The sequence below is a fragment of the Ruegeria sp. CDSA089 genome (assembly GCF_059612205.1).
This window is the reverse complement of sequence record NZ_JBXWQD010000003.1, coordinates 157,537-180,505: the sequence shown is the minus strand read 5'-3', so window position 1 is coordinate 180,505 and position 22,969 is coordinate 157,537. Positions and strand designations below refer to the sequence as shown.

The window sequence follows — 22,969 nt, the reverse complement described above, 5'->3', positions numbered from 1 at the left end:
CGCAGCCTTGAATGAGTGCACCATTCAGGAGGGGCGCGGCATGACGACTTTCGTTGACGTTACAAATGCCTACAGGGGGGCATGGGCGCGATGGCACGTTTTTGTGCCGGTATACATCGCCGTACGACTGCTGCTGGTGGCCCTGATTGCGCCCGGCGTGGCGATTGCGGTGAACTTGGCGGTCTCGCTGTCCGATCAGACCGCCCTGACCGATCAGGATATCGCGGCTTTCATCCTGTCTCCGGTCGGCTTCGTGGTCGCGATCGCAGTGCTCAGCATCTTTCTGCTGGCTGAAGTGTTGGTGTTTTCCGTCATGGCCGGATCGCTGCGGATGGGGGAAAGCGACGCGTGGCGGGCGGGCAGTTCCGCGATCCGTTTGATCCTGTCGCGCTTGCCTGCGCTCTTTAGTTTTGCCGCGCGGTTTATTTTGCGGGTTTTGCTGTTGATTCTGCCTTTCGCGGCCGTCTCGGCCCTGATCGCGTGGTGGACGCTGACGGAATATGACATCAACTACTATCTGACCTTTCAGCCTCCGTCCTTCTGGATTGCGGTAGGGCTGATCGGGGCGGTTATGTTGGCGATGGCATGGGTGTTGATCCGCCGGCTGTCGGCCTGGGCGCTGGGTCTGCATCTGGTCCTGTTCGAAGGGGTTGCTCCGGCTAGCGCCTTTAACATCAGCGCCAACCGGATGGAGGGTAAACGCGGGCGGTTGAAAATTGAGCTGGCGATTTGGCTTGTCCTGCGCCTTGTCATTGCCGGTTTGATCGCAACTGTTGCAGGGCTTCTGTTCGATCTGGTTCCGTTGCAAGGAGCGGCGCATCTGCGGCTGGCACTGATCTATAGCCTGATCGTTGCGGGTCTGTGGTCGCTGGCCGGGCTGATCCTGGCGGCAACTGCACTGGGCGCTCTGGCCGTGTTGCTGGATGGGTTTTTCGAGATCAAGACCTCGGAACCGCCGCACCCAGAGCCGGGCAACCTGCGTGTGCCGCTTTTGGGCGCCGTCGGTGCGGCCGCTGTAGCGGTGCTGATCGGGCTATGGCTGGGGCAAGGCCTGCTTGAGAACATTCAGGCCCCAGACCGGGCCGAGGTTATTGGACACCGGGGCGCGGCGGCGTTGCGGCCCGAAAACACCATGGCTGCTGTTGAAAAAGCGATCGAGGATGGCGCGGATTGGGTCGAGATCGACGTGCAAGAATCGGCGGATGGTGTTGTAATTGTGGCCCATGACAGTGATTTCATGAAACTGGCCGGTGTGCCCACCAAGGTTTGGGATGCCACGATGGAAGACGTGGCCGAGATCGACATCGGCAGTTGGTTCGATCCTGAATACGCCGATGAACGCACCCCGACCCTGCGACAGGTTCTGGAGGCAGCCAAAGGCAGATCCAAGGTTATTATTGAGTTGAAATATTACGGCCACGACGTCGATCTGGAAAACCGCGTCACCGCGCTGGTGGAAGAGTTCGACATGCAAGACGACATCGCCACCATGTCGCTGAAATACCCCGCCGTGCAAAAGATGAAAAAGCTGCGCCCAGATTGGCGCGCTGGTGTTCTGGCGGCGACTGCCGTCGGCGATCTGTCCGGGTTGGAGGGTGAATTTGTCGCCGTTAACGCAGCGATGGCAACGCCGGGACTGGTTCGTAGCGTTCAGGCGGCAGGCAAGGATATCTATGTCTGGACTGTAAACGATCCACTGCAAATGTCTGCCATGGCCTCAATGGGTGTGGACGGGTTAATCACCGACCGCCCCGCCATGGCAAATGAGGTCCTGCGCGTTCGTGCCGAGATGGGTCCGGCTGAGCGCCTTTTGCTGTGGTTCGCCACCACCTTCGGAATGTCTGTTGATACCGAGACGATGCGCGATGAAAGCCCTTAAGTCAGCCATCCTTGTGATATTGATGGCGGGACCTGCGGCAGCACAGGACATCCTGCGCAATCTGGAAATGCCCGCCCACCGCGCGTTGATTGCAGCCGCGGCCGGTTCCCCTCTGACGCCATTTGAAACCGACGGCTGTTCTGGCGGTTTGTCATCAAGCTGGCGCTTCGTGGCCGAAACCTTTCCCAAGTTCCGCGCGCTTTATCAGACGCATCCGCCGTGGGAATATTGCTGCGTGACCCATGACCGCGCATATCACAATGCAGGAGCCGGGCTTTTTGCCGAGGACAGCTATACCGCGCGCTTGTCCGCCGATGATACGCTGCGCGCCTGCGTCAAGCAGCATGGCGCGGATCACGCGGAAGAATACGCTGTCCTCTACGATATGACACCCGACCAGATTCGCACTGCCCATTCGGTCACGGCCGAGGCGATGTATGCAGCGGTCCGGTTTGGGGGTGCGCCCTGCTCGGGGCTGCCCTGGCGTTGGGGGTTTGGGTATCCGGGATGTTCGGTGTTTCCGTCTCTTGCACCTGCGCGCGAATGACGTGGTGACAGCCCTTGGATTTTCGATTATCCAACATTTCAAATACGCGAATTGGGAATCTTTCAGATGGCTGAACACAAGCACGGCGAAATGGACATCAAAGTTCAGGAAAAAACCTTTGACGGCTTTATCAAGGCCACCACCTGGTGCGTGGTTGCGATTGCCTTCCTGTGCCTCTTCTTGGCGGTTTTCGCCTCTTAAATTCAAGAATCGGGGTCGGTTGTGATCAGGATTTTAATGGCCTGCCTGCTGGCAGTGACAGTGGCCGGCTGCACCGGATCGCAACGCCCGCAAGCCGAGCAGGCCGAGATCGTGTCGCGATCTTATCGTGATCCCGGACCGTCGACCTTGACCCTTTATACGATGATCAGCACCCGGACGGGTTCGGGTGCCCACACGTCGCTGATGATCAGTGGCAGTGAAAGGGTGATCTTTGACCCTGCGGGATCATTCCGGGCGGATGTGGTGCCGATCAAGGACGACGTCCTGTACGGCATCACCCCCAACGTGGAACGCGCTTATCGCAGCAGCCATGCGCGCGAAACGCATTATGCGCGCATCCAAACCGTCGAAGTGACCCCTCAGCAGGCCGAGATTGCCCTGCAGCTTGCCAAGCAGTCAGGGCCGGTTGCAGGTGCGTTTTGCGCCAATTCGACGGCTCAGTTGCTGCAGCAGGTGCCGGGGTTCGAGCAGATCGAAACCACCTTTTATCCCGTCAAGCTGTCGGACCAATTTGCCCAGCTACCGGGTGTTCAAACCGCCGAGTACCGGGAAAACGACGACGCCGATCTGCAAACCGGTCTCGCTTTCAACAATGCGCGTTTGAACCAGTTGGAGGCTAGCTCAGCCCAATAGGTAGAGCAGTCCGTAAAGCGTTGCGGCCCCGCTGAAGATGGCTGCGATCACGTTCTTGGTGACAATCCCGACGGCCAGCGTGACCGCAGCGGCGGTCATTCTTGGGACATCTGGCTGCCCTTCGGTCGCGGTGGGCCAGACCACCAAGGGCGCGATCAGGGCCGGTACTATAGCCACCGCCGTGTAACGCAGGTGCCGCAGCAGCCATGCGGGCATCGGGCGGTCGCCAACGATGCCGATAAAAGTAAAGCGCAGGGCAAAGCTGCCCACGGCCAACCCGAGGATGATGATCCAGATGGTGGTCGTGTCGATGTGGGTCATGATTTCCTACGCTCCAGAAACAGCTCGGCCTGCGCACCTGCGATCATGCCCGCCGTGCCAGCAATCAACAGACCCAGATTAAAGGGCACAGCCACGGTCAATAGCGCGACCACGATGGCAACCAGAGCGGCGATTACATGCGCTAGCGTGCGCATCATCGGGCCGATCATGGCCAGAAAGGTGATCGGTAGCGCAAAGTCCAGCGCCCAGCTTTCGGGAATTTGCGTGCCCAGAACCGCCCCCAGATAGGTCGCCAACAACCACAACGGGGTCAGCGGCGTTGCGGTGCCAAAGAAATAGACCATGCGTTGCGGGATGGTCATGTCCGGCTCTTTTTCGAACCGCATGATCGAGCAGGCATAGGTCTGGTCCACCGTCAGATAAGCCGCACAGGCCCGCTGCCACAGCGGTGCCGCCCCCAGATACGGCGTCAGCGAGGCGGAATACATCGCAACCCGCAAGTTCACCGCCAAAGCCGAGGCCAGCACGATCGCAGTGGGTGTATTGTCCTGCAAAAGCTGCAAGGCGGTGAACTGGGCGGCCCCGGCAAAGACGGTGGCGGAAAAAGCCAGCGTTTGTACGACGTTCAGCCCGGCTTCGGTCGAAAAGACGCCGAACAGGGTACCAAAGGGGATCGCAACAAAGATGAACGGCGTCCCGTCGCGAAAACCCTTCCAGAAGTATGACTTGGATGTGGTGTCTGCCATGGCTAAATCCTATGGTGTTATCCGCAGCAGTAGCGGTCTTGGGAAAGGGTTGCAATTGGCCACCGAACAGAACCTGTCAGACTATCTCATCGCCCCTGATCCAGGCGCCGCCCGCCTGACCCGCGCAGTCGAGGGCGTGGATCAGAATGGTGAGGTCCGCCACATCTCGGTGGTCGAGGAGCGCCCGCTGACCATTTTCCTCAACTCGCAGGAAATCGTGACGGCGATGACAATTGGTGATTATCCCGAATATCTGGCACTGGGCTTCCTGCGCAATCAGGGGATGCTGCTGACCGATGATGACATCACCCGCGTTGACTATGACGACGATCTGGAAACCGTGGTCGTGCGGACCGCGCGTGAGACATCCTATGAGGACAAGCTCAAGAAAAAGACCCGCACCAGTGGCTGCGCAGTGGGCACGGTCTTTGGCGATATGATGGAGGGGCTCGAGGGTGTGCGCCTGCCACAGGTTCAGGTTCGGACCTCGTGGCTGTATGATTTGGCCGCCAAGATCAACCGCACGCCGTCATTGTACCTTGAAGCCGGGGCGATTCACGGCACGGTGCTGTGCCACGAAAGTCGCCCTCTGGTCTATATGGAAGACGTGGGTCGTCACAACGCTGTCGACAAAATCGCGGGCTGGATGCTGTCCGAGGGCGCGGTGGCCGAGGACAAGATCCTCTATACGACGGGCCGTCTGACCTCCGAGATGGTGATCAAAACGGCGATGATGGGCATCCCGGTGCTGGCGTCCCGGTCCGGGTTTACGGCGTGGGGCGTCGAGATCGCACGCGAGGTCGGCCTGACCCTGATCGGTCGAATGCGCGGCCAGCGGTTCGTGTGCCTGTCGGGTGAGGACCGTCTGCTGCGCGACATCGACCCGGCCAGCGTGGCGGTTGAGGATAAGAAAAACAGGCGGAAGAGTGCGGAGTAGACATTGACTTACAAATATCACTTGTCAGAACAAATTGACGACAAGATCCTCGTTAGAGCCATGGGTAAGTGCAGGCAAAGTAACACCGGAAAAGGCGCTTACTGGGGCTACGTGGCATTGGATTCAATAAGAGGAATTTTGGCTGTTGTTGGCGGAATTGTTGTCGCTTTCATAGCGTTTCGTGCGCTTGGCGCTCTCCCTCTGACACAAGGTCTTTTTGCACCTGTATCCGGAGGGATAATTGGAGCTGGCGTGCTTTTTTTTGCGGAACGTTTTTCCAGAAGGCTGAAAGTCAGGCAGATGATGGCATCGCCGATTTACAACGGCGGAACTGACTTTACATTCACACCAGACGGTTTGGATATGCGGTCGCCCTATGTAACTTGGAATGTTTCTTGGCGTGCTGTTGAGAAAGTTATCGAAGATAAGGCTGGGTTCTTCTTTTACGCTGGTGCTTTCGTCTATGTGCTGCCCAAGAAACTTCTGAGCACAGGGGACGCTCAGAACTTCCTTGAAACGGTTGAAAACTGGCGTTTTGCGGAGAGGGCAGCTTGACCCGCCCCCTCGGCATCATCCTCGCAGGCGGTCTGGCCACCCGGATGGGCGGCGGTGACAAGGGCCTGTTGCAAATCGGCGGACAAAGCCTGCTTGGTCATGTGATCGACCGCTTGTCCCCGCAGGTGGACAGTCTGGCGCTGAACGCCAATGGCGATCCCGCGCGGTTTTCCGACCTGAACCTGCCGGTGATCGCGGACACGGTCGAAGGGTTCGCGGGCCCTCTGGCCGGTGTTCTGGCTGGGCTGGACTGGGCCGCCGAAGAAGGGGCCGATTGCATCGTCACCGCCGCTGCCGACACGCCATTTTTTCCGCGCGATCTGGTGGCCAGACTGGTAGACGCCGCCGAAGGGCAGACCCGTCCGCTTGTGCTGGCCACCACGCCGCGCGCGGGAGATGAGGCGCTGAAATCCGGCGGTGGCAAACGTGTCAACCGGCACCCGACCTTTGGCCTCTGGCCCGTTGCGCTGCGCGAAGATCTGCGGGCGGCGTTGCAGGATGGGCTGCGCAAGGTGGTGATCTGGACCGACCAGCATGACGGGCGCGAGGCGCTGTTCCCCGCCGACCCGTTCGATCCGTTCTTCAACGTCAACACGCCCGACGATCTTGCGCGGGCCGAACAACTGTTGGAGCAGGCATGAGGGTTTACGGCGTCACCGGCTGGAAAAACGCTGGCAAAACCGGGTTGATGGAGCGTTTGGTTGCCGAGATCACCGGGCGGGGGTTTTCTGTCTCGACCCTTAAGCATGCGCACCACAGCGTCGATGTGGATCAGCCCGGCACCGACAGCTATCGCCACCGAACGGCGGGCGCGTCCGAGGTGCTGCTGGCCTCGGGTCAGCGTCTCGCGATCATGCAAGAACTGCGCGGTGCGCCCGAGCCTTCGATGGCGGATCTGCTGGCCCGGCTGTCTCCGATCGATCTGGTGCTGATCGAAGGGTTCAAACGCGAGGATCACCCCAAGATTGAGGCCTTCCGGGCCGAGGCCGGGAACGCTCTGATGGCCCCTGGAAACCCGACGATCCGCGCCGTGGCCAGCGACACGCCGCTAAAGGTCGACCAACCGGTTTTTGACCTGAACGACACGGCGGCGATTACCGATTTCATCCTGCAAGAGGTGGGGCTATGACCAAACCCGACATCACACCTCCGCCCTTGCGCAACGATTGTTTTGCCTTGCCTGCCGGGGTGAACTGGACCCCGGTCGAGGACGCGCTGTCCTTGCTGCGCGACCGGCTGACCGTGGTTGCGGGCGTGGAAACCGTGCCCTTGGCGCAGGCCACAGGGCGTATTCTGGCGCAGGAGGTTATCGCCCAACGTTCGAATCCGCCGCAGCCCAATACGGCGGTGGATGGCTATGGCTTTGCCGGGGCCGCGCCTGACGGGCCGCAAGTGATGCCGCTGCATCCGGGGCGCGCGGCGGCTGGGATACCGTTTGACGGCTTGGTGCCCGCAGGCCATGCGCTGCGTGTGCTGACCGGGGCAGCGCTGCCTGCGGGCGTTGATACCGTCATTTTGGAAGAGGACGTGACCGTTCAGGACGGGCACATTGCATTTCACGGACCCCTGAAACGCGGCGCAAATACCCGCAAGGCAGGCGAGGACGTGGCTGAGGGCGACGCGGTTCTGCCCGCCGGACGTCGCCTGACCCCGGCCGATCTGGCGCTGTTGTCGGCCACCGGTCTGGCCGAGGTTCCGGTGCGCAAAGTGCTGCGCGTGGCGGTTCTGTCCACGGGGGATGAACTGGTCGAACCGGGTGAATCCGCCGGTCCGGGCCAGATTTACGATGCCAACCGTCCGATGCTGTTGTCCTTGTTGGAACGCATGGGGTTTGAGGCGGTCGATATGGGCCGGGTGCCCGACGACCGCGAGGCGTTGTGGACTTGTCTGAACCAAGCCGCTGAACGAGCGGATGTGATCCTGACCAGTGGCGGCGCGTCTGCCGGGGATGAGGACCATGTCTCGGCCCTGTTGCGGCAGGCAGGGGCGATGCAGGATTGGCGGATTGCACTGAAACCGGGTCGGCCTCTGGCGCTTGGGATGTGGGACGGAACGCCTGTGTTCGGCCTGCCGGGAAACCCGGTGGCCGCGTTGGTTTGCACGTTGATCTTTGCACGTCCTGCCTTGGGTCTGTTGGCAGGCGAGGGTTGGCTGGAGCCGCAAGGATTCGACGTGCCCGCCGCCTTCGAGAAACGTAAGAAACCGGGCCGCCGCGAATACCTGCGCGCCCGTGTGCGCGATGGACGGGTCGAGGTCTTTGCATCCGAAGGATCAGGCCGGATCAGCGGGCTGAGTTGGGCAGAGGGTCTGGTCGAGATTGAAGATGGCGCGCGCCATATCCAACCGGGCGACCTCGTCCGGTTCATCCCGTATGGCAGTTTCGGTCTTTAATCGAAGGTCCCGGCAACTCGTCCCAACAGCATGAACGCCCGCGCGGTGCGTGTATCGCCCAAGGCGGTCAGATCAGCATCGCTGGCTTCGGGTTCAAACTCGATAATCATATGGTCGAACCGGCGCAGGAAATGGTGGGCTGCGTCCCGGAAAATCGGGTCTTGCTTCATCCGGGCCGAAGTCAGCGCCAGAGAGGAGCGGTCCCGGATGCCGCCCAAGGCCGCCACGGATCGGCCCCGCGCGCCTTGCGCAAATTGCCGCCAAATCTCGGGGCGCGCCATGTCGGGGCGCAGGTCATCCATGTAGATGCCTTCCTGGCTAAGCAAGGTCAGAACATCCTGAGACGCCTGTACCAGTTGCGCCGCCTTGCGATCCTTCAGCGCCAGCCGCAGGGCGTTGAACCCTTCGGTATCTTCCTGGGTTTCCGGGAAATTCAGTGCGCGAATAAACACATCATTGCTGAGCGGGGGCGCGATATCTTCGGCCTGCGTACCCAGTTCTAGCGTGGTCTGATCCCCGTTTGCGTTGGGCGATTTCCCTCGCACCGGCTCAGTACGTTGGGTCGAGAATGTGGCCAGCGCGGTTTCGGTCTTCTTCGCGGTCTCGGCGATCTGGTCCAGCTTTTGCGTGACCGCAGGCTCATACCCGCTGGAACTGCGCTGCTGCTGGGCGATGAACGTATTGCGCAGCGCATCGATCGAGGTTTGCAGCCGCGTGCTTTCCTCGCGCATGATACGGCTGGCCCGCATCGCAGTCGCTGCAACCCAGATCATCGCAACGGGCATGAACACCGCCAGCAATGTCACCACAAAACCGCCACCTTCGACCTTGTCGGGCAGCACCAGAAACACGACCGAAACGATCAGCCAGATAACGCTGAGCGCGATGGCCGCGATCTCGATCTCGGTCAGGGCAGGCAAGGCGGGCTTGTCATAGATACCCAGCGAAGTTGGCTGCTCGGCTTCCTGCTCTGTCGTGGGGTCGGACATGCGTGCGCTCCGGGGTCAGGCGTATTCGATGGTCAGGATCTCATACGAGCGCACGCCGCCGGGGGTGCGCACTTCGACGCTGTCGCCTTCATCCTTGCCGATCAGCGCGCGGGCGATAGGGGATTTGATGTTCAGCAGACCCGCTTCGATATTGGCCTCATACTCGCCCACGATCTGCCAGGTCTTTTCTTCGTCGGTATCTTCATCAACCAACGTGACCTTGGCGCCGAATTTCACAGCACCGGACAGCTTTGCCGGGTCGATCACGTCGGCCAGCGACAGGATGCCTTCAAGCTCTTTGATCCGACCTTCGATAAAGCCCTGTTTCTCGCGGGCTGAGTGGTATTCGGCGTTTTCTTTCAGATCGCCCAACTCTCGGGCCGAGGCGATGGCCTCGATGATCGCAGGGCGCTCGACGGATTTGAGGTTTTTGAGCTCGGCTGCGAGCGCGGCATTGCCCGCAGGCGTCATTGGAATTTTTTCCATATTCTTGTCGTCCACGCGTAAAGTGATTAGCCCCGCCGCACGAAATAGGCGCCGGGGCGAATGAATGGGTCGTCAATTACCTGACCCAAATGGCGTGGAAAATGCAAGGGGGCTAAATCGCCCCGATGCGGATTACAGCCTAGGCGTAGCTGATCACCTCGAATTCGATGCCATTGTCATCGTCGAAATAGAATCGTTTGCCCGGTTCGTAATCCGCGTGGGATTTTGGCGTGAATCCGGCCTTGACGACTTTGGCCTCGGTTTCGTCGATATCTTCGACCAGAACGCCCACATGGTTCAGCCCGCCCACGATGTCATAACTGCTTTCGGACGACGGTTTCGGATCGCTGGGCGCATAAAGCGCCAGATAGGTGTGCGCGCTGCCAACATGGACGGTGTATCCTCCGGCAATGGCCGGACCCTCCCACCGGGTTTTCCAGCCAAAGACGTCGTGCATCCACTTGGCCGAAGCCTGCGGGTCGCGGACGGTAAAGTTGGTGTGTTCAAGCGTTGCCATCATGGGATCTCCTTTGCGAATTGAGGCTTGTCCCGACTCACCGTAATTTCTAAACCTAACTTTAGGTCAAGAGATTTATAGAGGTTGAAATGGCGGTATCCGAAGGACTGGCAATTGGAGCTTTGGCCCGGCGCACAGGATTGGCGGTGTCGGCCATTCGCTACTATGAGGCGCAGGGGCTGATCACACCGTGGCGCAATGCGGGCGGGCAAAGGCGCTATCAGCGTGCCGATATCCGGCGGTTAAGTTTTGTTATGATCGCCCAGCAATTCGGGCTGTCCCTGCCGGAAATTCGTCAGGTGCTGTCGGGCCTGCCTGGAAACCGCACTCCCACGCCGCAGGATTGGAAAGAGATCAGCGTCGGGCTGCGCGCGCACCTGGATCAGCGAATCGACACGTTGACCCGGCTGCGGGACAATCTGGATGGCTGCATCGGCTGTGGCTGTCTGAGCTTGCCCAAATGCGCGCTCTACAATCCCGATGACCGGGCAAAATCCAAAGGAAGCGGCCCCAGATACCTCATGGGGGACACTCCTGAGGGCTGAAGTGTCGAATAGCGGCATTGTTACGCCGTGTTTCGATTGACCTATGTCTTTCTCAGCATGTAATCAGCCGTGAAACAAAATTGCGCCAGCCAAGCTGAAACAGCGCCAATTCGGAAAGTTAGCTAAGGAGCCCACGATGGCCGATATTGAACGCGAAGCGATGGAATATGATGTGGTGATCGTGGGCGCAGGTCCTGCGGGCCTGTCGGCGGCCATCCGTCTGAAACAACTGGATGCCGATCTGAACGTCGTGGTGCTTGAGAAAGGCTCGGAAGTGGGCGCGCATATCCTGTCGGGTGCGGTGCTGGACCCGTGCGGCCTGGACGCCCTGATCCCGGACTGGAAAGAAAAGGGCGCGCCGCTGAACGTGCCGGTGCATGAAGACAATTTCTATATGCTGGGTGAAGCCGGTCAGATACGTATCCCAAACTTCCCCATGCCGCCGCTGATGAACAACCATGGCAACTACATCGTCTCGATGGGCAATGTCTGCCGCTGGATGGCCGAACAGGCCGAAGAGCTGGGCGTGGAAATCTTCCCCGGAATGGCGTGCTCGGAACTGGTCTATGGTGAGAATGGCGAAGTCAAAGGCGTGGTCGCCGGTGTCTTCGGTCTGGAAGCGGATGGTTCCTATGGCCCCAACACCGAACCGGGGATGGAACTGCACGGCAAATACGTCTTCCTGTCGGAAGGTGTCCGTGGCTCGCTGTCCAAGGAAGTGATCGCCAAATACGACCTGCAAGCTGGGAAAGAGCCGCAGAAATACGGCGTCGGCATGAAAGAGATCTGGGAGGTCGACCCAGCCAAGCACAAAGAAGGCTCGGTCACTCACACGATGGGCTGGCCGCTGGGCAGCAATGCGGGTGGCGGGTCGTTCATCTATCACCTGGAAAACAATCAGGTCTATGTCGGTTTCGTGGTGCACCTGAACTACAAGAACCCGCACCTGTATCCCTACATGGAGTTCCAGCGCTTCAAGCATCACCCGATGGTGGCCGAACTGCTGAAAGGCGGCAAGCGCGTGGCCTACGGTGCCCGTGCGATCACCGAGGGCGGCTATCAGTCGATGCCCAAGCTGGTGGCTCCGGGCGTGGCGCTGCTGGGCTGTTCGGCGGGCATGGTCAACGTGCCTCGTATTAAGGGCAACCACAACGCGATGCTGTCGGGCAAGGCCGCAGCCGAGGCCGCCTTTGACGCCATCAAAGCCGACCGCTCGGGTGACGAACTGACCGCTTATGAGACCGACGTACGCGACGGCGCTATCGGTGCAGACCTGAAGAAGGTGCGCAACGTCAAACCGATCTGGTCGAAATGGGGCCTGACCGCATCGCTGATGCTGGGTGGTCTGGACATGTGGACCAATACGCTGGGCTTTTCGCTGTTCGGTACCGTGGGCCATGGCAAGAACGACGCCGAGGCGACTGAGGACGCCAGCAAACACAATCCCATCGACTATCCCAAACCCGATGGTGTGCTGTCTTTCGACCGTCTGACTAACGTCTCCTTCGCGGCCACCAACCACGAAGAAAGCCAACCCTGCCACCTGAAGCTGGCAGACCCGGCGATCCCAGTCAGCGTCAACCTGCCCAAGTTCGATGAACCGGCACAGCGCTACTGCCCGGCGGGTGTCTACGAAATGGTCGAAGATGAGAACGGCCCGCGATTCGTCATCAACTTCCAGAACTGTGTTCACTGCAAGACCTGCGATATCAAGGATCCCAGCCAGAACATCACCTGGACCACGCCGCAGGGCGGTGACGGGCCGAATTATCCCAACATGTAAGCAAAAAACAGGCAATGGCGGCGTCGTGAAGGCGTGGCCATTGCCTCTTTCCGACCGAAGCCCTAGCTTGTGTGGCAGTCAACAATAGCAAGGCAGGATTTCGGTGGCATCCCGTTTACGTCGCGCAGCACTGGCTGTGCTGTTTACTTCTACCTTTGCCATTCCGTCACTCGCAGACACGGGGTCCGGGGCGTATCTTGCCGGGCGTCAGGCAATTTTCCAAAGCGATTACGCGGCGGCCGAGCAGTATTATTCCGAGGCGCTGCGGTCCGATCCCGAAAACAACCAACTTCTTGAAAGCGTGGTCGTGGCCCGTCTATCGCTGGGCGAGATCGAGCGTGCCCTGCCTGTCGCTGAGGCGATAGAGGAGCGTGGCATGCCAAGCCAGGCGGCGCGCATGGTGATTGCGGCCAATATGGTCGCAGATGGCGCGTTGGAGGAATTTCTGGCGCGCGACCCGGAAACGCAGGGTGTTGGGCCGCTGGTCGATGGCCTGATGATGGGTTGGGCCCATATGGGTCAGGGTGCGATGACCAAGGCGATGGAACAGTTCGACCAGGTCTCGACCCAGGAAGGCCTGCGCGAATTCGCGATGTACCACAAGGCACTGGCGCTGGCTTCAGTCGGGGATTTCGAAGGGGCCGAGGCGATCTTTTCGGCGGATAACGATGCGGTCGCGCGGTTCACGCGCCGTGCCGCGCTGGCCCGAACCGAGGTATTGTCGCAACTGGACCGAAACGAGGATGCACTGCTTTTCCTCAGCACCGTGTTTGCCGCCGGAAGCGATCCGTCCATCGAAGGGTATGAGGCGCGATTGGCCGCGGGCGAGACCTTGCCATTTACCCATGTCCGTACCCCGCAGGATGGCATGGCCGAGGTGTTCTTTTCCGTCGGTGCCGCGCTTAGCAGCGAAGCCGCCCAAACCTATGTACTGCTATATGCGCAGGTCGCCGCGTTCCTGCGCACAGACCATGTCGACGCGATCTTGCTGACGGCTGAACTGCTGGATGCGTTGGAGCAATATGATCTGGCGGTTCAAGCTTATCGCCGGGTTCCCGCTGACAGCAGCGACTACCATGCCGCCGAACTGGGTCGGGCCGAGGTTCTAAGCCGGGCAGGCAAAACCGATGCCGCGGCCGAAGTATTGCAATCCCTCGCCGCGCAGAGCCCGGATCTGCCCAGCGTGCATGTGGCATTGGCTGATTTGCAGCGGCGGCAAGAGGATTACGCTGAGGCCGTTCAGACTTATGACAAGGCCATCGAACTGATCGAGGAAGGTGCGGGCAGCAATTGGTTCCTGCACTACGCCCGAGGCATCTCGCATGAGCGTCTCAAGCAATGGGATCAGGCCGAGGCCGACTTCCGCCGCGCGTTGGAACTGAACCCGGACCAGCCGCAGGTGCTGAACTATCTGGGCTATTCGCTGGTCGAGCGGCAGGAAAAGCTGGATGAGGCGCTGGACATGATCGAACGCGCCGTGGCAGCCCGCCCGGACAGTGGCTATATCGTTGACAGCCTGGGCTGGGTTCTGTTCCGTCTAGGCCGCTATGACGAAGCCGTGGGCCATATGGAACGCGCGGTCGAGCTGATGCCGGTTGATCCGGTGGTCAACGACCATTTGGGCGATGTTTACTGGGCTGTCGGCCGCGCGCGCGAGGCTGAGTTCCAGTGGAAACGCGCCCTGTCCTTCATCGACCCCGAAGACACCGATGGTGAGGCTGACCCGGATCGCATACGCCGCAAGCTGGAAATCGGGCTGGACGCGGTTCTTGTCGAAGAAGGGGCCGAGCCGCTGAAGGTCGCCAATGAAGGCTGAGGCATTTGCCCCTGCCAAGATCAACCTGACCCTGCATGTGACTGGCCGCCGAGCGGATGGTTATCACCTGCTGGATTCGCTGGTGGTCTTTGCCGATGTGGGCGACAGGCTGCAGTTCACCCCGGGCAACGATTTGTCGATTGCTGTGACGGGTGAACACGCCGATGGCGTTCCCACGGACAACCGCAATCTGGCCTGGAAGGCCGCACAGGCAGCGGGCTGGACCGGGCATATCGACCTGAACAAGGTGCTGCCGCATGGAGGCGGCATTGGGGGCGGGTCCTCGGACGCGGCGGCGACGCTTCGGATGGCGGCAAAGCAGGGCAGGACAGTCTCGCCCGACGTGGCCTTGTCGCTGGGGGCCGATATCCCGGTCTGCGTCGCGGCTCAGGCCATGCGGATGCGGGGCATTGGGGACGATCTGACACCCGCTTCGCTGCCGTCTCTGCCAGCCCTGTTGGTTAACCCTTGCGTCGAAGTCCCCACCGGGCGCGTGTTCGCGGCATTGGAAAGCCGCGACAACCTGCCAATGCCCGCAGAGATCCCTGAATTTGAGACTGTCGAGCCCTGCGCCGATTGGTTGCGGGATCAACGCAACGACCTTGAACCGCCAACAACGGGCTTGGCTCCCGAAGTCGCCCGCGTTTTGGATGAACTTGATGGCACCAAAGCGGCCCTTATGGCCCGCATGTCAGGGTCGGGTTCGACCTGTTTTGCGCTTTATCCCACGATGAAAGACGCGCATTTCGCCGCTTATGAGATTGGCGCAGCCCATCCCAATTGGTGGTGCCGCGCGACTCAGCTTAATTGAGGCGCGAAACCACGTAGTCGGCCAAATCACGCAACAGCGTGCGGATCTCGTGGTCGGGCAGGGCGTCCAGCGATTCTTTGGCCTTGTTCGCCCAGCCAAAGGCATCCGCTCGCGTCGCTTCAAGCGTACTGTACTTGGCCATTAGGCCAAGGGCATGGTCCAGATCGCCCTCTTCCTGACGACCGCGCCCAATGGTGCGCTCCCAGAAGGCGTGTTCGTCGGGCGTGGCCTGCGCGACGGCCTTGATCACCGGCAGGGTCAGCTTACGCTCGCGGAAATCGTCGCCCACATTCTTGCCGGTGGCTGCGCTGTCGCCTTGGTAATCCAGCAGATCATCCGCAATCTGGAACGCAACCCCCAGCGCGTCGCCATAGTCATAAAGCGCCTTGACCTGTTCCTCGGTTGCGCCGGAAATTACGCCACCCACCTCGGTTGCGGCCGAGAACAGCGCCGCCGTCTTACCGCGCACAACCTGCAGGTAAATCGCCTCGGTCGTGCCCAGATCGGTTGCGGCGGTCATTTGCAGCACTTCGCCCTCGGCAATCGTGGCCGAGGCATTGGCCAGGATATCCAGAACCCGCAGCGATCCCGTCTCAACCATCAACTGGAAGCTGCGGGAGAAAAGGTAGTCGCCGACCAGAACGCTGGATTTGTTGTCCCATAGAAGGTTCGCAGTAGGCCGCCCGCGTCGCTGGGCGCTCTCGTCGACCACATCATCATGCAGCAGGGTTGCGGTGTGAATAAACTCGACCGTCGCGGCCAGACGCACGTGGTGATCCCCGCCGTAGCCAAACAGCCGCGCTGCCGCCAAGGTCAGCATCGGGCGCAGGCGTTTGCCGCCTGCCTCGACCAGATGCGCGGTGACTTCGGGAATGCGCGGCGCGTGTTCTGACGCCATGCGCGTGCGGATCAACTCGTTGACCGCGCTCATTTCGCCCGTCAGGATTTCCGCCAAACGCTCATGCGGTTTTGTGACCGTGTCGATATTCATCACACCCTTGATACAAGGCTCGACATCCCAGTCGGCTTGCCCTTACATCCATCCCCATGAAAGAACTTTTGCGCAGCACTGATCCGACGATTCTGGCCTTTGCATCCGCTCTTCTTGAGGGCGAGGATATAGACTGCTTTCAGATGGACGTAAATATGAGCATCCTCGAAGGTGGTATCGGAATCTTCCCTCGCCGCTTGATGGTTCGCGCGGATGACCTGACCCGCGCCGAACGTGTCATGCACGACAATGATATCCCTTTGGGTCGATGACACTGTTTGCTGACGCCGACCTGACCCGAAATGACTTTTTGGGAGGACGTTTGCGCCTGCGGCAACCCCGTAAGGGGTATCGCGCAGGCGTGGACCCTGTTTTATTGGCCGCATCTGTACCCTCAATGCCCGGCCAGACGGTTCTGGAATTGGGGTGTGGTGCTGGGGCCGCCGTTTTATGCCTGCTGGTGCGGGTGCCTGACCTGCAGGCTGTGGGGGTCGAATTGCAGCCCGCTTATGCTGATCTGGCGCGTCGGAATGCCGCTGACAACGGCACCGCGCTTGAGGTTTTTGAGGCTGATCTGACCGCTTTGCCGTCCGATCTCAAACAGCGCCAGTTCGATCACGTTATTGCGAACCCGCCCTATTATCGGGCCGGAGCGCACAGCCCTGCGGCGGATGAAGGCCGTAGCGCCGCATTGGGTGAAAACACGCCGTTGAACCTTTGGATCGAGATTGCGGCCAAACGCCTTGCCCCCCGGGGGTATCTGCACATGATTCAGAAAGCGGACCGTTTGCCAGATATGCTGGCCGCCTGTGAAGGGTGCTTGGGGTCTGTCGAAGTATTGCCGTTGTCTGCCCGTGTCGGTCGACGTGCTGAACTGGTTATTCTGAGGGCTAGAAAGGGCGGAAAAGCCGCGTTTCAACTGCATGCCCCGCTGGTTCTCCATTCAGGTGAGCGCCATGAGGTAGACGGTGACAGTTACACTCCGCCAGTTTCGGCCGTATTGCGCGAAGGGGCTGGCTTGCCTGGATTTTCCAGCTGACAGGCATTAACCAGCCGATTTTGTCGGATTTGTTATATTTTCTATGCACCCGCAGCGTGACAGGGTGGAAACGATGTGCTCAACTTCTTACGTGAAACTCAGACATCAACAGAGGAGTACCGCCATGAGCGTGAGCGCACACCTGACCGAACTGAAGAAAAAGCACGAAAACCTCGGTCTTGAAGTTGAACAAGCACAACGCTCGCCTGGTATCGACGACCTTCACATTGCTCAGCTCAAAAAACAGAAACTAAAGCTCAAGGAAGAGATTGAGCGATTGTCGAGTTAACGGCGCATACTGGCCCGGGCGGCGATTGTAGCGCCGCCAGTGATTAAAACGGCCGCGATCGCCAGACCCCAGCTTGGGGCGGCGATCCCGGCGACCACCAGAACAAGTGTAGACAGAAGCGGGGCCGCGTAAGATGACGTGCCCAAAATTTGAATGTCTCCCTGCTTGACCCCGATATCCCAGACATAAAACGCCAAGCCAACGGGCCCCAGCCCAAGAGCTATGACCGATCCCCAGCCCAGAATGGTTTCTGGCCAGACAGTCTCTTCAATGGCGATGTGCAAAAGGCCCGAGGCAACGGCCGTGGCCACACAGAACACAGCGACCGAACTGGTTGGCGTGTCGCCCAGACGACGCGACAGCACGGAATAGCCCGACCATGTCAGCGCGCACAGCAGTGCCAGTGCATAGCCAGGCAAATGTTCGGCCTGGAAACCGCTGCTACCCCCACCCGCGATGATCACGGCGGCCCCGGCGAAACCCAGACAGGCTCCGATCAAATGGCCGATGCGCAGATGTTCTCCGGGCAAGAGCCCCGAGAGCAGAACAATCAGCAGAGGCCACAGATAGGCGATCAGCCCGGCCTCTGCGGCAGGGGCCATTCGCAAAGCCGAGAAATACAGCGCATGATAGCCAAAAAGTCCGATTGTCCCGAACAGATAGGTGGTCCAGGGGATTTCTCGAAGCTGACTTAACCCGCCTGTGGCCCATGTCCAAACCAATCCCAGCGTCCCCCCGATGGAAAAGCATAGGGCGTTCAGCAGCAAAGGCGGCGTGGGCGCGGACCCAACCGTAAAGAGGGCCAGCAGGGCCCAAAGCAGGACGGCGACAAAACCGATTCCTGTTGCGTGCGTTCTTGTCACGGTGCGGGTACCTCTTCCACAGGAATGATTTCGAACTCATCCGATAAGTGCGCAGTCTTTTCAATCTCGGACATGAACCAATCGCGGAATGCCGCAATCTGAGGTCTGCTTTCGGCCCCTTTCAGACACAGGAACCGGAATCGTCCCATGGTCTCGATTGCGACCTTGAAGGGGGCGACCAACCGGCCCTCTGCCAGATCCTTGATAATCATAGCCCTTCGACCGAGCACGACGCCCACTCCGGCAACTGCCGCGTCAATCGCATGATCCGCGTTGGAAAAATGCGCGCCGTGCTGTGGGTTGAAGTCTACCCCGACGGCCCGAAACCAGGTGGGCCAGTCAGACGGGGGCCGCAGAAACGCAATCGAGTCGTCAAAGATCAATGGCGCCTCCCGCAGGCTTTCAGGCGTTGGGAATTGTTCGGCCAAATCCGGTGTCATCACCGGGGTCAGCCATTCCTTGCGGACGGGCACGGAATACAGGCCCTCATCCCCGCCATAGCCAAAGCGGATCGCCACATCCACATCGTCCCGTTCGAGGTCCATGTTACGTAATGTGGCCGAGAACTTCAGGTCGATCTCAGGATGCGCCCGGGCAAAGTCATATAGTCGGGGAGCTAGCCATTTGGCCGTCAACGCCGGGCCCGCCGTAACGGTCAGACTGGTATCATTCCCTTGCCGCCGGGCGGCCTGCCACGCGGCTTGCAATGTGGCGAACCCGTCTGCCGCGCCAGGGGCTAAGGCGCGCCCAGCCTCTGTCAATTCCACCGCCCGATTGAGGCGACGAAACAGGGGGCGTCCCAGATGTTCCTCCAGCGACTTAATCTGAAAGGACAGGGCTGAGGGCGTGACATGCAGTTCCTCAGCAGCCTTGGCAAAGGACATGTGACGGGCGGCGGCATCAAAGGCGCGCAAGGCGGTCAGCGGCGGAAGGTAGTCGCTCATAGGGCAAGAAATTCTTAATTGAGATCAGAAAAAAGCTCGTTTGTCGCTTTAGAAAATAAGCCTCATATTGATCTCAAGTCAAACAAAGCTGAACTGAAAGGATACTTGTCATGATCGAGGCTACCTCCAGCCCCTCTGTCGCCCGCGCCTTTCGGCGTGCCCATTTCGAACGGTCCCGCGCGATCGGTGACTTGGTGAAGTGGCTATTTGGTTCCCGCTGAGCGCAGCGCGCGCGTTCTTACGGGATAAAAAAGGGCCGGTCATAGTGACCAGCCCTTTTTTGATTCTGAATTTGGGATCAGACGAAGAACTGCGCACCGTTGGCCGAAATGGTCGAGCCATTGATGAATTGCGAATCGTCCGATGCCAGGAAGGCCACGCAGCGTGCGATTTCTTCGGGCTCACCCAGACGTCCCGCCGGGATTTGGCCGATGATCGACTCGCGTACCTTTTCAGGCACAGCCATGACCATCTCGGTTGCGATGTAGCCGGGGCAGATGGCGTTTGCGGTGATACCAGCCCGCGCGCCTTCCTGTGCCAGCGACTTCACGATGCCCAGATCACCGGCCTTGGTCGCGGCATAGTTCACCTGTGCGAACTGACCTTTCTGACCATTGATCGAGCTGATGACGATGATGCGGCCGAACTTGCGCTCGCGCATGCCGGGCCAGACGGGGTGGACGGTGTTGAACACGCCGGTCAGGTTGGTGTCGATCACCTGATGCCACTGTTCCGGGGTCATCTTGTGGAACGGAGCGTCGCGGGTGATGCCCGCGTTGGCGACCACGATGTCGATGGGGCCAACCTCGGCCTCAACCTTTTCGATACCCGCTTTGGATTCGTCATAATCAGCCACGTTCCACTTGTATGTGGCGATGCCGGTTTCCTCGGTGAATTTTGCGGCCGCTTCGTCGTTTCCGGCATAGGTGGCTGCAACATTGTACCCTTCGGCTTTCAGCGCCTTGGAAATTGCTGCGCCGATGCCGCGGGAACCGCCGGTGACGAGTGCTGTACGTGCCATTTAGGCTTCCTCCAATTTAAGTCGTCTTGGTAATGCTGTTACTTTGATAGGTGATCTTGCGCAATATTGTTTCGTCGAGAATCAACAAAACCCATAGGGCAATATCGTCGCATCTTTGGGTCAGCCCCAATGTAACAAAAAAGGGCGCCTGCGGGGCGCCCTTTCTATGTTCAGTGCTTAATAGCTTAGTCGCGCTCCACGCACAGGGCGACGCCCATGCCGCCGCCGATGCAAAGGGTCGCCAGACCCTTCTTCGCGTCGCGGCGTTTCATTTCGAACAGAAGCGTGTTCAGAACGCGGCAGCCCGAGGCACCGATCGGGTGGCCGATGGCAATTGCGCCTCCGTTCACGTTTACGATCGACGGGTCCCAACCCATGTCCTTGTTCACGGCGCAAGCTTGCGCAGCGAAGGCTTCGTTGGCCTCAATCAAATCCAGGTCGTCGACTGACCAGCCCGCTTTTTCCAGTGCTTTGCGCGAAGCGTAGATCGGGCCAACGCCCATGATCGATGGGTCCAGGCCCGCCGTCGCATAGGAGGCGATTCGGGCCAGAGGTTCAATCCCACGCTTTTCGGCGTTTTCTGCCGACATCAACAGGGTCGCCGCTGCGCCATCATTCAGGCCGGATGCGTTGGCCGCCGTGACCGAGCCATCCTTGGTGAAAGCGGGGCGCAGCTTGGCCATCGCCTCCATCGTTGCGCCGTGCCGGATATATTCGTCGCTGTCCATCACGATGTCGCCCTTGCGGGTTTTGATGGTGAAGGGCGTGATCTCATCTGCGAACTTACCAGCTTTTTGTGCGGCTTCGGCCTTGTTTTGGCTGGCGACGGCAAATTCATCCTGCATATCGCGGCTGATCTGCCATTTCTCGGCTACGTTCTCGGCTGTCTGACCCATGTGGTAGCCGTTGAACGCATCCCACAAACCATCGCGGATCATGGTGTCGATATATTTCATGTCACCCATCTTGTGACCGGCGCGCAGCGCGGCAGCGTGAGGAGACATGGTCATGTTTTCCTGACCACCAGCAGCGACGATTTCCGCATCGCCCAGTTGGATATGCTGCGCACCCAGTGCAACCGCGCGCAGGCCCGAACCGCAGACTTGGTTGATCCCCCAGGCCGCGCTTTCCTGTGGAAGACCCGCATTGATATGCGCCTGACGCGCTGGGTTCTGACCCTGTGCCGCAGTCAGAACCTGGCCCATGATGGTCTCGCTGACCTCACCCTTTTCGATCCCAGCGCGTTCGACGACGGCTTCGAGAACGGCGGTACCCAAATCATGCGCGGGTGTGTTTGCGAACGAGCCACCAAAACTGCCGACGCCTGTGCGTGCTGCGGATGCGATTACTACGTTGGTCATTAAGACAATCCTTTACCGTCAAGGTTCTGTGGGAAACGTGACGGCGCAGGCGATAGGGAAAGGCCCTTATCGGTTCAGAGCGCCTCATGATCCCCCGCTCCAACTGTCCATGGAATAGCGCAATGCTGCACATGCAGCAACGGTCAGCTTGTCTCAGGCCGAAGTTGGGTAATGCCGCGCGGGTCAACCCGCTGATTGTTCAATGTTCTTTGCCGTCCATGGCGCCGATACGCTGGGTGCGCCGAACAAGAAACCCTGAAGGCAATCGACGCCATTTGCGACAAGAAACTCTGCGTCTTCTTTCCTTTCGACCGATTCGGCAGTGACAAGAATCTCAAACTCGCGGGCGACGGCGATCAGGGCGCGGACCAGGGCCTGATTGTCCCGGTTGGCGGCAATGCCGCGTACGAACTGGCCGTCGATCTTGGCGGCATCGAACAGAAACTCTCGGAAATGGCGGAAACTGAAATTGCTGGCGCCGAAGTCGTCCAGCGCAAAGGCAATACCGCGCGGTTGCATCCGATCCATGAAATCCATCACCAGATCGGGCAGGGTCATCGCCGAGCTTTCCGAAATCTCAAGGATCAGGCGGTCGCCGATGCTGGTGTCTTTCTTCAAGAACCGCTCCAGCACGCGGGACCATCGCGCGAAGCCGATCGAGCGCGCGGACATGTTGATGGACAGGCGGATATCGGGGTGTCGGGCCAGTGTGCGCAACCCCATCTCTAAGGCAATACAGTCCAGTTCCCGACCGATAGGCGTGTTTTCCAACTGTGGCATGAAATCTCGCGCGGGAATTACCCGGCCGGTTTCGTCCAGTACCCGGATGAACCCTTCGTAGAAGGCGACGCCGTGCGGCGCGTTGGCCTGCATCACCGGCTGAAAGGCCAGCTTGCATTGTCTGTGCTTCACGGCGTCCGAGGCCATTTGAACCGTTGAGGCATCGCGCGATGTCACAGCCGCGTCCAAAGGGCTGTCCGACCCTTCGGGCAAATCTGCCAGGTGTTTGTCCGCCATGATTGCCTTGCCTTTTGTCGCTTTAGGTCAAGGTTGGATTTCAGACGAAACTTGTGAATTTGAGGTTAATGAGGGTGCGATTGCCGACTAACGGGCAACCTCCCAGGCACGACCGACCGTAATCGCCGCCCCGATGACTGCGCCTGCAAATCCCAGAGCCATCATAATGAAACCAAACGCGATAAGAGGCGCTGCACCGCCGCTGAGCGCGGACAACATGGCCACGACCAGACCCGCCAATCCCAGAAAGGTCGAAAGGGTCGTGATGCGGGTCATATCAGATCTCCGGGTTAAGCGGCTGCGTA

Annotated in this window: 28 protein-coding genes; 16 read left to right on the top strand and 12 right to left on the bottom strand. The window is 59.7% G+C overall.

Going from position 1 to position 22,969, the window contains the following annotated elements:
* Positions 1-40 precede the first annotated feature (40 nt).
* The 4 genes from AC2FJ6_RS09760 to AC2FJ6_RS09745 all read left to right on the top strand — a co-directional run bounded on the left by AC2FJ6_RS09760 (position 41) and on the right by AC2FJ6_RS09745 (position 3,281).
* Complete coding sequence (locus AC2FJ6_RS09760) at positions 41-1,879, top strand: glycerophosphodiester phosphodiesterase (RefSeq protein ID WP_170772634.1); 1,839 nt, start codon at positions 41-43, stop codon at positions 1,877-1,879.
* On the top strand, positions 1,866-2,426 hold the full coding sequence (locus AC2FJ6_RS09755) for a hypothetical protein (RefSeq protein WP_170772632.1): 561 nt from the start codon (positions 1,866-1,868) through the stop codon (positions 2,424-2,426). The genes AC2FJ6_RS09760 and AC2FJ6_RS09755 overlap by 14 nt, the downstream gene beginning before the upstream one ends.
* A gap of 66 nt (positions 2,427-2,492) precedes the next feature.
* The gene (locus tag AC2FJ6_RS09750) at positions 2,493-2,627 is read left to right on the top strand and encodes an aa3-type cytochrome c oxidase subunit IV (RefSeq protein ID WP_170772630.1); all 135 of its coding nucleotides are present in this window, start codon (positions 2,493-2,495) and stop codon (positions 2,625-2,627) included.
* Between the two features lie 21 nt (positions 2,628-2,648).
* On the top strand, positions 2,649-3,281 hold the full coding sequence (locus AC2FJ6_RS09745) for a hypothetical protein (protein WP_170772628.1): 633 nt from the start codon (positions 2,649-2,651) through the stop codon (positions 3,279-3,281).
* Here the strand turns inward: AC2FJ6_RS09745 and AC2FJ6_RS09740 are convergent.
* Together AC2FJ6_RS09740 and AC2FJ6_RS09735 are read right to left on the bottom strand one after the other, a co-directional pair.
* Positions 3,270-3,602, bottom strand: coding sequence for an AzlD domain-containing protein (locus AC2FJ6_RS09740; RefSeq protein WP_170772626.1), 333 nt, complete (start codon positions 3,600-3,602; stop codon positions 3,270-3,272). The genes AC2FJ6_RS09745 and AC2FJ6_RS09740 overlap by 12 nt on opposite strands.
* A complete protein-coding gene (locus AC2FJ6_RS09735; protein WP_170772624.1) occupies positions 3,599-4,309 on the bottom strand; it encodes an AzlC family ABC transporter permease in 711 nt (236 codons plus the stop codon). Before AC2FJ6_RS09735 ends, AC2FJ6_RS09740 begins: the two co-directional genes overlap by 4 nt.
* Before the next feature lie 49 nt (positions 4,310-4,358).
* Between AC2FJ6_RS09735 and AC2FJ6_RS09730 the strand changes: the two genes are divergently transcribed.
* From AC2FJ6_RS09730 to AC2FJ6_RS09710, 5 genes are read left to right on the top strand one after another with little or no spacing between them, the layout of a single operon-like run.
* Positions 4,359-5,246, top strand: a complete 888-nt coding sequence (locus tag AC2FJ6_RS09730) for a formate dehydrogenase accessory sulfurtransferase FdhD (RefSeq protein ID WP_496668990.1) — start codon at positions 4,359-4,361, stop codon at positions 5,244-5,246.
* A gap of 3 nt (positions 5,247-5,249) precedes the next feature.
* Positions 5,250-5,801, top strand: a complete 552-nt coding sequence (locus tag AC2FJ6_RS09725; RefSeq protein WP_170772622.1) for a YcxB family protein — start codon at positions 5,250-5,252, stop codon at positions 5,799-5,801.
* Positions 5,798-6,442 carry a molybdenum cofactor guanylyltransferase MobA gene (gene mobA, locus AC2FJ6_RS09720; RefSeq protein WP_170772619.1) on the top strand — a complete coding sequence of 215 codons (645 nt, stop codon included), beginning with the start codon at positions 5,798-5,800 and terminating at the stop codon, positions 6,440-6,442. The genes AC2FJ6_RS09725 and mobA overlap by 4 nt, the downstream gene beginning before the upstream one ends.
* A complete protein-coding gene (mobB, locus tag AC2FJ6_RS09715; RefSeq protein ID WP_496668894.1) occupies positions 6,439-6,930 on the top strand; it encodes a molybdopterin-guanine dinucleotide biosynthesis protein B in 492 nt (163 codons plus the stop codon). The genes mobA and mobB overlap by 4 nt, the downstream gene beginning before the upstream one ends.
* Positions 6,927-8,192: a molybdenum cofactor synthesis domain-containing protein gene (locus AC2FJ6_RS09710; protein WP_170772615.1), complete on the top strand. Its 1,266-nt coding sequence runs from the start codon at positions 6,927-6,929 to the stop codon at positions 8,190-8,192. The genes mobB and AC2FJ6_RS09710 overlap by 4 nt, the downstream gene beginning before the upstream one ends.
* Here AC2FJ6_RS09710 and AC2FJ6_RS09705 read toward each other — a convergent pair.
* The 3 genes from AC2FJ6_RS09705 to AC2FJ6_RS09695 form a co-directional block, all read right to left on the bottom strand.
* Entirely contained in the window at positions 8,189-9,181 is a 993-nt protein-coding gene (locus tag AC2FJ6_RS09705) for a hypothetical protein (protein WP_170772613.1), read from the bottom strand. The genes AC2FJ6_RS09710 and AC2FJ6_RS09705 overlap by 4 nt on opposite strands.
* 15 nt (positions 9,182-9,196) lie before the next feature.
* Complete coding sequence (gene greA, locus AC2FJ6_RS09700) at positions 9,197-9,667, bottom strand: transcription elongation factor GreA (protein ID WP_170772611.1); 471 nt, start codon at positions 9,665-9,667, stop codon at positions 9,197-9,199.
* A 139-nt stretch (positions 9,668-9,806) separates the two neighbouring features.
* On the bottom strand, positions 9,807-10,187 hold the full coding sequence (locus tag AC2FJ6_RS09695; protein ID WP_170772609.1) for a VOC family protein: 381 nt from the start codon (positions 10,185-10,187) through the stop codon (positions 9,807-9,809).
* An 86-nt stretch (positions 10,188-10,273) separates the two neighbouring features.
* Between AC2FJ6_RS09695 and soxR the strand changes: the two genes are divergently transcribed.
* From soxR to AC2FJ6_RS09675, 4 genes are all read left to right on the top strand, one after another.
* Complete coding sequence (gene soxR, locus AC2FJ6_RS09690) at positions 10,274-10,729, top strand: redox-sensitive transcriptional activator SoxR (RefSeq protein ID WP_170772607.1); 456 nt, start codon at positions 10,274-10,276, stop codon at positions 10,727-10,729.
* Positions 10,730-10,865: 136 nt separating this feature from the next.
* The gene (locus tag AC2FJ6_RS09685; protein WP_170772605.1) at positions 10,866-12,512 is read left to right on the top strand and encodes an electron transfer flavoprotein-ubiquinone oxidoreductase; all 1,647 of its coding nucleotides are present in this window, start codon (positions 10,866-10,868) and stop codon (positions 12,510-12,512) included.
* A 103-nt stretch (positions 12,513-12,615) separates the two neighbouring features.
* Positions 12,616-14,328 carry a tetratricopeptide repeat protein gene (locus AC2FJ6_RS09680; RefSeq protein ID WP_170772603.1) on the top strand — a complete coding sequence of 571 codons (1,713 nt, stop codon included), beginning with the start codon at positions 12,616-12,618 and terminating at the stop codon, positions 14,326-14,328.
* Entirely contained in the window at positions 14,318-15,139 is an 822-nt protein-coding gene (locus tag AC2FJ6_RS09675; protein ID WP_170772601.1) for a 4-(cytidine 5'-diphospho)-2-C-methyl-D-erythritol kinase, read from the top strand. The genes AC2FJ6_RS09680 and AC2FJ6_RS09675 overlap by 11 nt, the downstream gene beginning before the upstream one ends.
* On the opposite strand, the gene AC2FJ6_RS09670 is transcribed toward AC2FJ6_RS09675, so the two are convergent.
* On the bottom strand, positions 15,132-16,130 hold the full coding sequence (locus AC2FJ6_RS09670; RefSeq protein WP_170772599.1) for a polyprenyl synthetase family protein: 999 nt from the start codon (positions 16,128-16,130) through the stop codon (positions 15,132-15,134). The genes AC2FJ6_RS09675 and AC2FJ6_RS09670 overlap by 8 nt on opposite strands.
* Before the next feature lie 56 nt (positions 16,131-16,186).
* Between AC2FJ6_RS09670 and AC2FJ6_RS09665 the strand changes: the two genes are divergently transcribed.
* The 3 genes from AC2FJ6_RS09665 (at position 16,187) to AC2FJ6_RS09655 (ending at position 17,458) form a co-directional block, all read left to right on the top strand.
* On the top strand, positions 16,187-16,402 hold the full coding sequence (locus tag AC2FJ6_RS09665) for a putative signal transducing protein (RefSeq protein WP_170353555.1): 216 nt from the start codon (positions 16,187-16,189) through the stop codon (positions 16,400-16,402).
* A complete protein-coding gene (locus AC2FJ6_RS09660) occupies positions 16,399-17,169 on the top strand; it encodes a tRNA1(Val) (adenine(37)-N6)-methyltransferase (protein WP_170772597.1) in 771 nt (256 codons plus the stop codon). The genes AC2FJ6_RS09665 and AC2FJ6_RS09660 overlap by 4 nt, the downstream gene beginning before the upstream one ends.
* Positions 17,170-17,293: 124 nt before the next feature.
* Positions 17,294-17,458, top strand: a complete 165-nt coding sequence (locus AC2FJ6_RS09655; protein WP_170772595.1) for a YdcH family protein — start codon at positions 17,294-17,296, stop codon at positions 17,456-17,458.
* Here the strand turns inward: AC2FJ6_RS09655 and yddG are convergent.
* From yddG to AC2FJ6_RS09625, 6 genes are all read right to left on the bottom strand, one after another.
* Entirely contained in the window at positions 17,455-18,321 is an 867-nt protein-coding gene (gene yddG, locus AC2FJ6_RS09650; protein ID WP_170772593.1) for an aromatic amino acid exporter YddG, read from the bottom strand. The two genes, AC2FJ6_RS09655 and yddG, sit on opposite strands and share 4 nt — an antisense overlap.
* On the bottom strand, positions 18,318-19,265 hold the full coding sequence (locus AC2FJ6_RS09645; protein WP_170772591.1) for a transcriptional regulator GcvA: 948 nt from the start codon (positions 19,263-19,265) through the stop codon (positions 18,318-18,320). Before AC2FJ6_RS09645 ends, yddG begins: the two co-directional genes overlap by 4 nt.
* 298 nt (positions 19,266-19,563) lie before the next feature.
* Complete coding sequence (gene phbB / locus AC2FJ6_RS09640; RefSeq protein WP_170353550.1) at positions 19,564-20,286, bottom strand: acetoacetyl-CoA reductase; 723 nt, start codon at positions 20,284-20,286, stop codon at positions 19,564-19,566.
* A gap of 185 nt (positions 20,287-20,471) precedes the next feature.
* Positions 20,472-21,647 (bottom strand): acetyl-CoA C-acetyltransferase, encoded by a 1,176-nt coding sequence (locus AC2FJ6_RS09635; protein ID WP_170772589.1) that lies wholly within the window; start codon positions 21,645-21,647, stop codon positions 20,472-20,474.
* Positions 21,648-21,830: 183 nt separating this feature from the next.
* A complete protein-coding gene (locus tag AC2FJ6_RS09630; RefSeq protein ID WP_170772587.1) occupies positions 21,831-22,664 on the bottom strand; it encodes an EAL domain-containing protein in 834 nt (277 codons plus the stop codon).
* A gap of 87 nt (positions 22,665-22,751) precedes the next feature.
* On the bottom strand, positions 22,752-22,940 hold the full coding sequence (locus AC2FJ6_RS09625; protein WP_170784944.1) for a hypothetical protein: 189 nt from the start codon (positions 22,938-22,940) through the stop codon (positions 22,752-22,754).
* Positions 22,941-22,969: the final 29 nt, after the last annotated feature.

Bases quoted from the DNA above. Each gene is read 5' to 3' on its own strand.
- AC2FJ6_RS09760 (WP_170772634.1), top strand. From the start codon at position 41: ATGACGACTTTCGTTGACGTTACAAATGCCTACAGGGGGGCATGGGCG.
- AC2FJ6_RS09755 (WP_170772632.1), top strand. From the start codon at position 1,866: ATGAAAGCCCTTAAGTCAGCCATCCTTGTGATATTGATGGCGGGACCT.
- AC2FJ6_RS09750 (WP_170772630.1), top strand. From the start codon at position 2,493: ATGGCTGAACACAAGCACGGCGAAATGGACATCAAAGTTCAGGAAAAA.
- AC2FJ6_RS09740 (WP_170772626.1), bottom strand. From the start codon at position 3,602: ATGACCCACATCGACACGACCACCATCTGGATCATCATCCTCGGGTTG.
- AC2FJ6_RS09735 (WP_170772624.1), bottom strand. From the start codon at position 4,309: ATGGCAGACACCACATCCAAGTCATACTTCTGGAAGGGTTTTCGCGAC.
- mobB (WP_496668894.1), top strand. From the start codon at position 6,439: ATGAGGGTTTACGGCGTCACCGGCTGGAAAAACGCTGGCAAAACCGGG.
- AC2FJ6_RS09710 (WP_170772615.1), top strand. From the start codon at position 6,927: ATGACCAAACCCGACATCACACCTCCGCCCTTGCGCAACGATTGTTTT.
- AC2FJ6_RS09705 (WP_170772613.1), bottom strand. From the start codon at position 9,181: ATGTCCGACCCCACGACAGAGCAGGAAGCCGAGCAGCCAACTTCGCTG.
- greA (WP_170772611.1), bottom strand. From the start codon at position 9,667: ATGGAAAAAATTCCAATGACGCCTGCGGGCAATGCCGCGCTCGCAGCC.
- AC2FJ6_RS09695 (WP_170772609.1), bottom strand. From the start codon at position 10,187: ATGATGGCAACGCTTGAACACACCAACTTTACCGTCCGCGACCCGCAG.
- soxR (WP_170772607.1), top strand. From the start codon at position 10,274: ATGGCGGTATCCGAAGGACTGGCAATTGGAGCTTTGGCCCGGCGCACA.
- AC2FJ6_RS09685 (WP_170772605.1), top strand. From the start codon at position 10,866: ATGGCCGATATTGAACGCGAAGCGATGGAATATGATGTGGTGATCGTG.
- AC2FJ6_RS09675 (WP_170772601.1), top strand. From the start codon at position 14,318: ATGAAGGCTGAGGCATTTGCCCCTGCCAAGATCAACCTGACCCTGCAT.
- AC2FJ6_RS09670 (WP_170772599.1), bottom strand. From the start codon at position 16,130: ATGAATATCGACACGGTCACAAAACCGCATGAGCGTTTGGCGGAAATC.
- AC2FJ6_RS09665 (WP_170353555.1), top strand. From the start codon at position 16,187: ATGAAAGAACTTTTGCGCAGCACTGATCCGACGATTCTGGCCTTTGCA.
- AC2FJ6_RS09660 (WP_170772597.1), top strand. From the start codon at position 16,399: ATGACACTGTTTGCTGACGCCGACCTGACCCGAAATGACTTTTTGGGA.
- AC2FJ6_RS09655 (WP_170772595.1), top strand. From the start codon at position 17,294: ATGAGCGTGAGCGCACACCTGACCGAACTGAAGAAAAAGCACGAAAAC.
- AC2FJ6_RS09645 (WP_170772591.1), bottom strand. From the start codon at position 19,265: ATGAGCGACTACCTTCCGCCGCTGACCGCCTTGCGCGCCTTTGATGCC.
- phbB (WP_170353550.1), bottom strand. From the start codon at position 20,286: ATGGCACGTACAGCACTCGTCACCGGCGGTTCCCGCGGCATCGGCGCA.
- AC2FJ6_RS09635 (WP_170772589.1), bottom strand. From the start codon at position 21,647: ATGACCAACGTAGTAATCGCATCCGCAGCACGCACAGGCGTCGGCAGT.
- AC2FJ6_RS09630 (WP_170772587.1), bottom strand. From the start codon at position 22,664: ATGGCGGACAAACACCTGGCAGATTTGCCCGAAGGGTCGGACAGCCCT.
- AC2FJ6_RS09625 (WP_170784944.1), bottom strand. From the start codon at position 22,940: ATGACCCGCATCACGACCCTTTCGACCTTTCTGGGATTGGCGGGTCTG.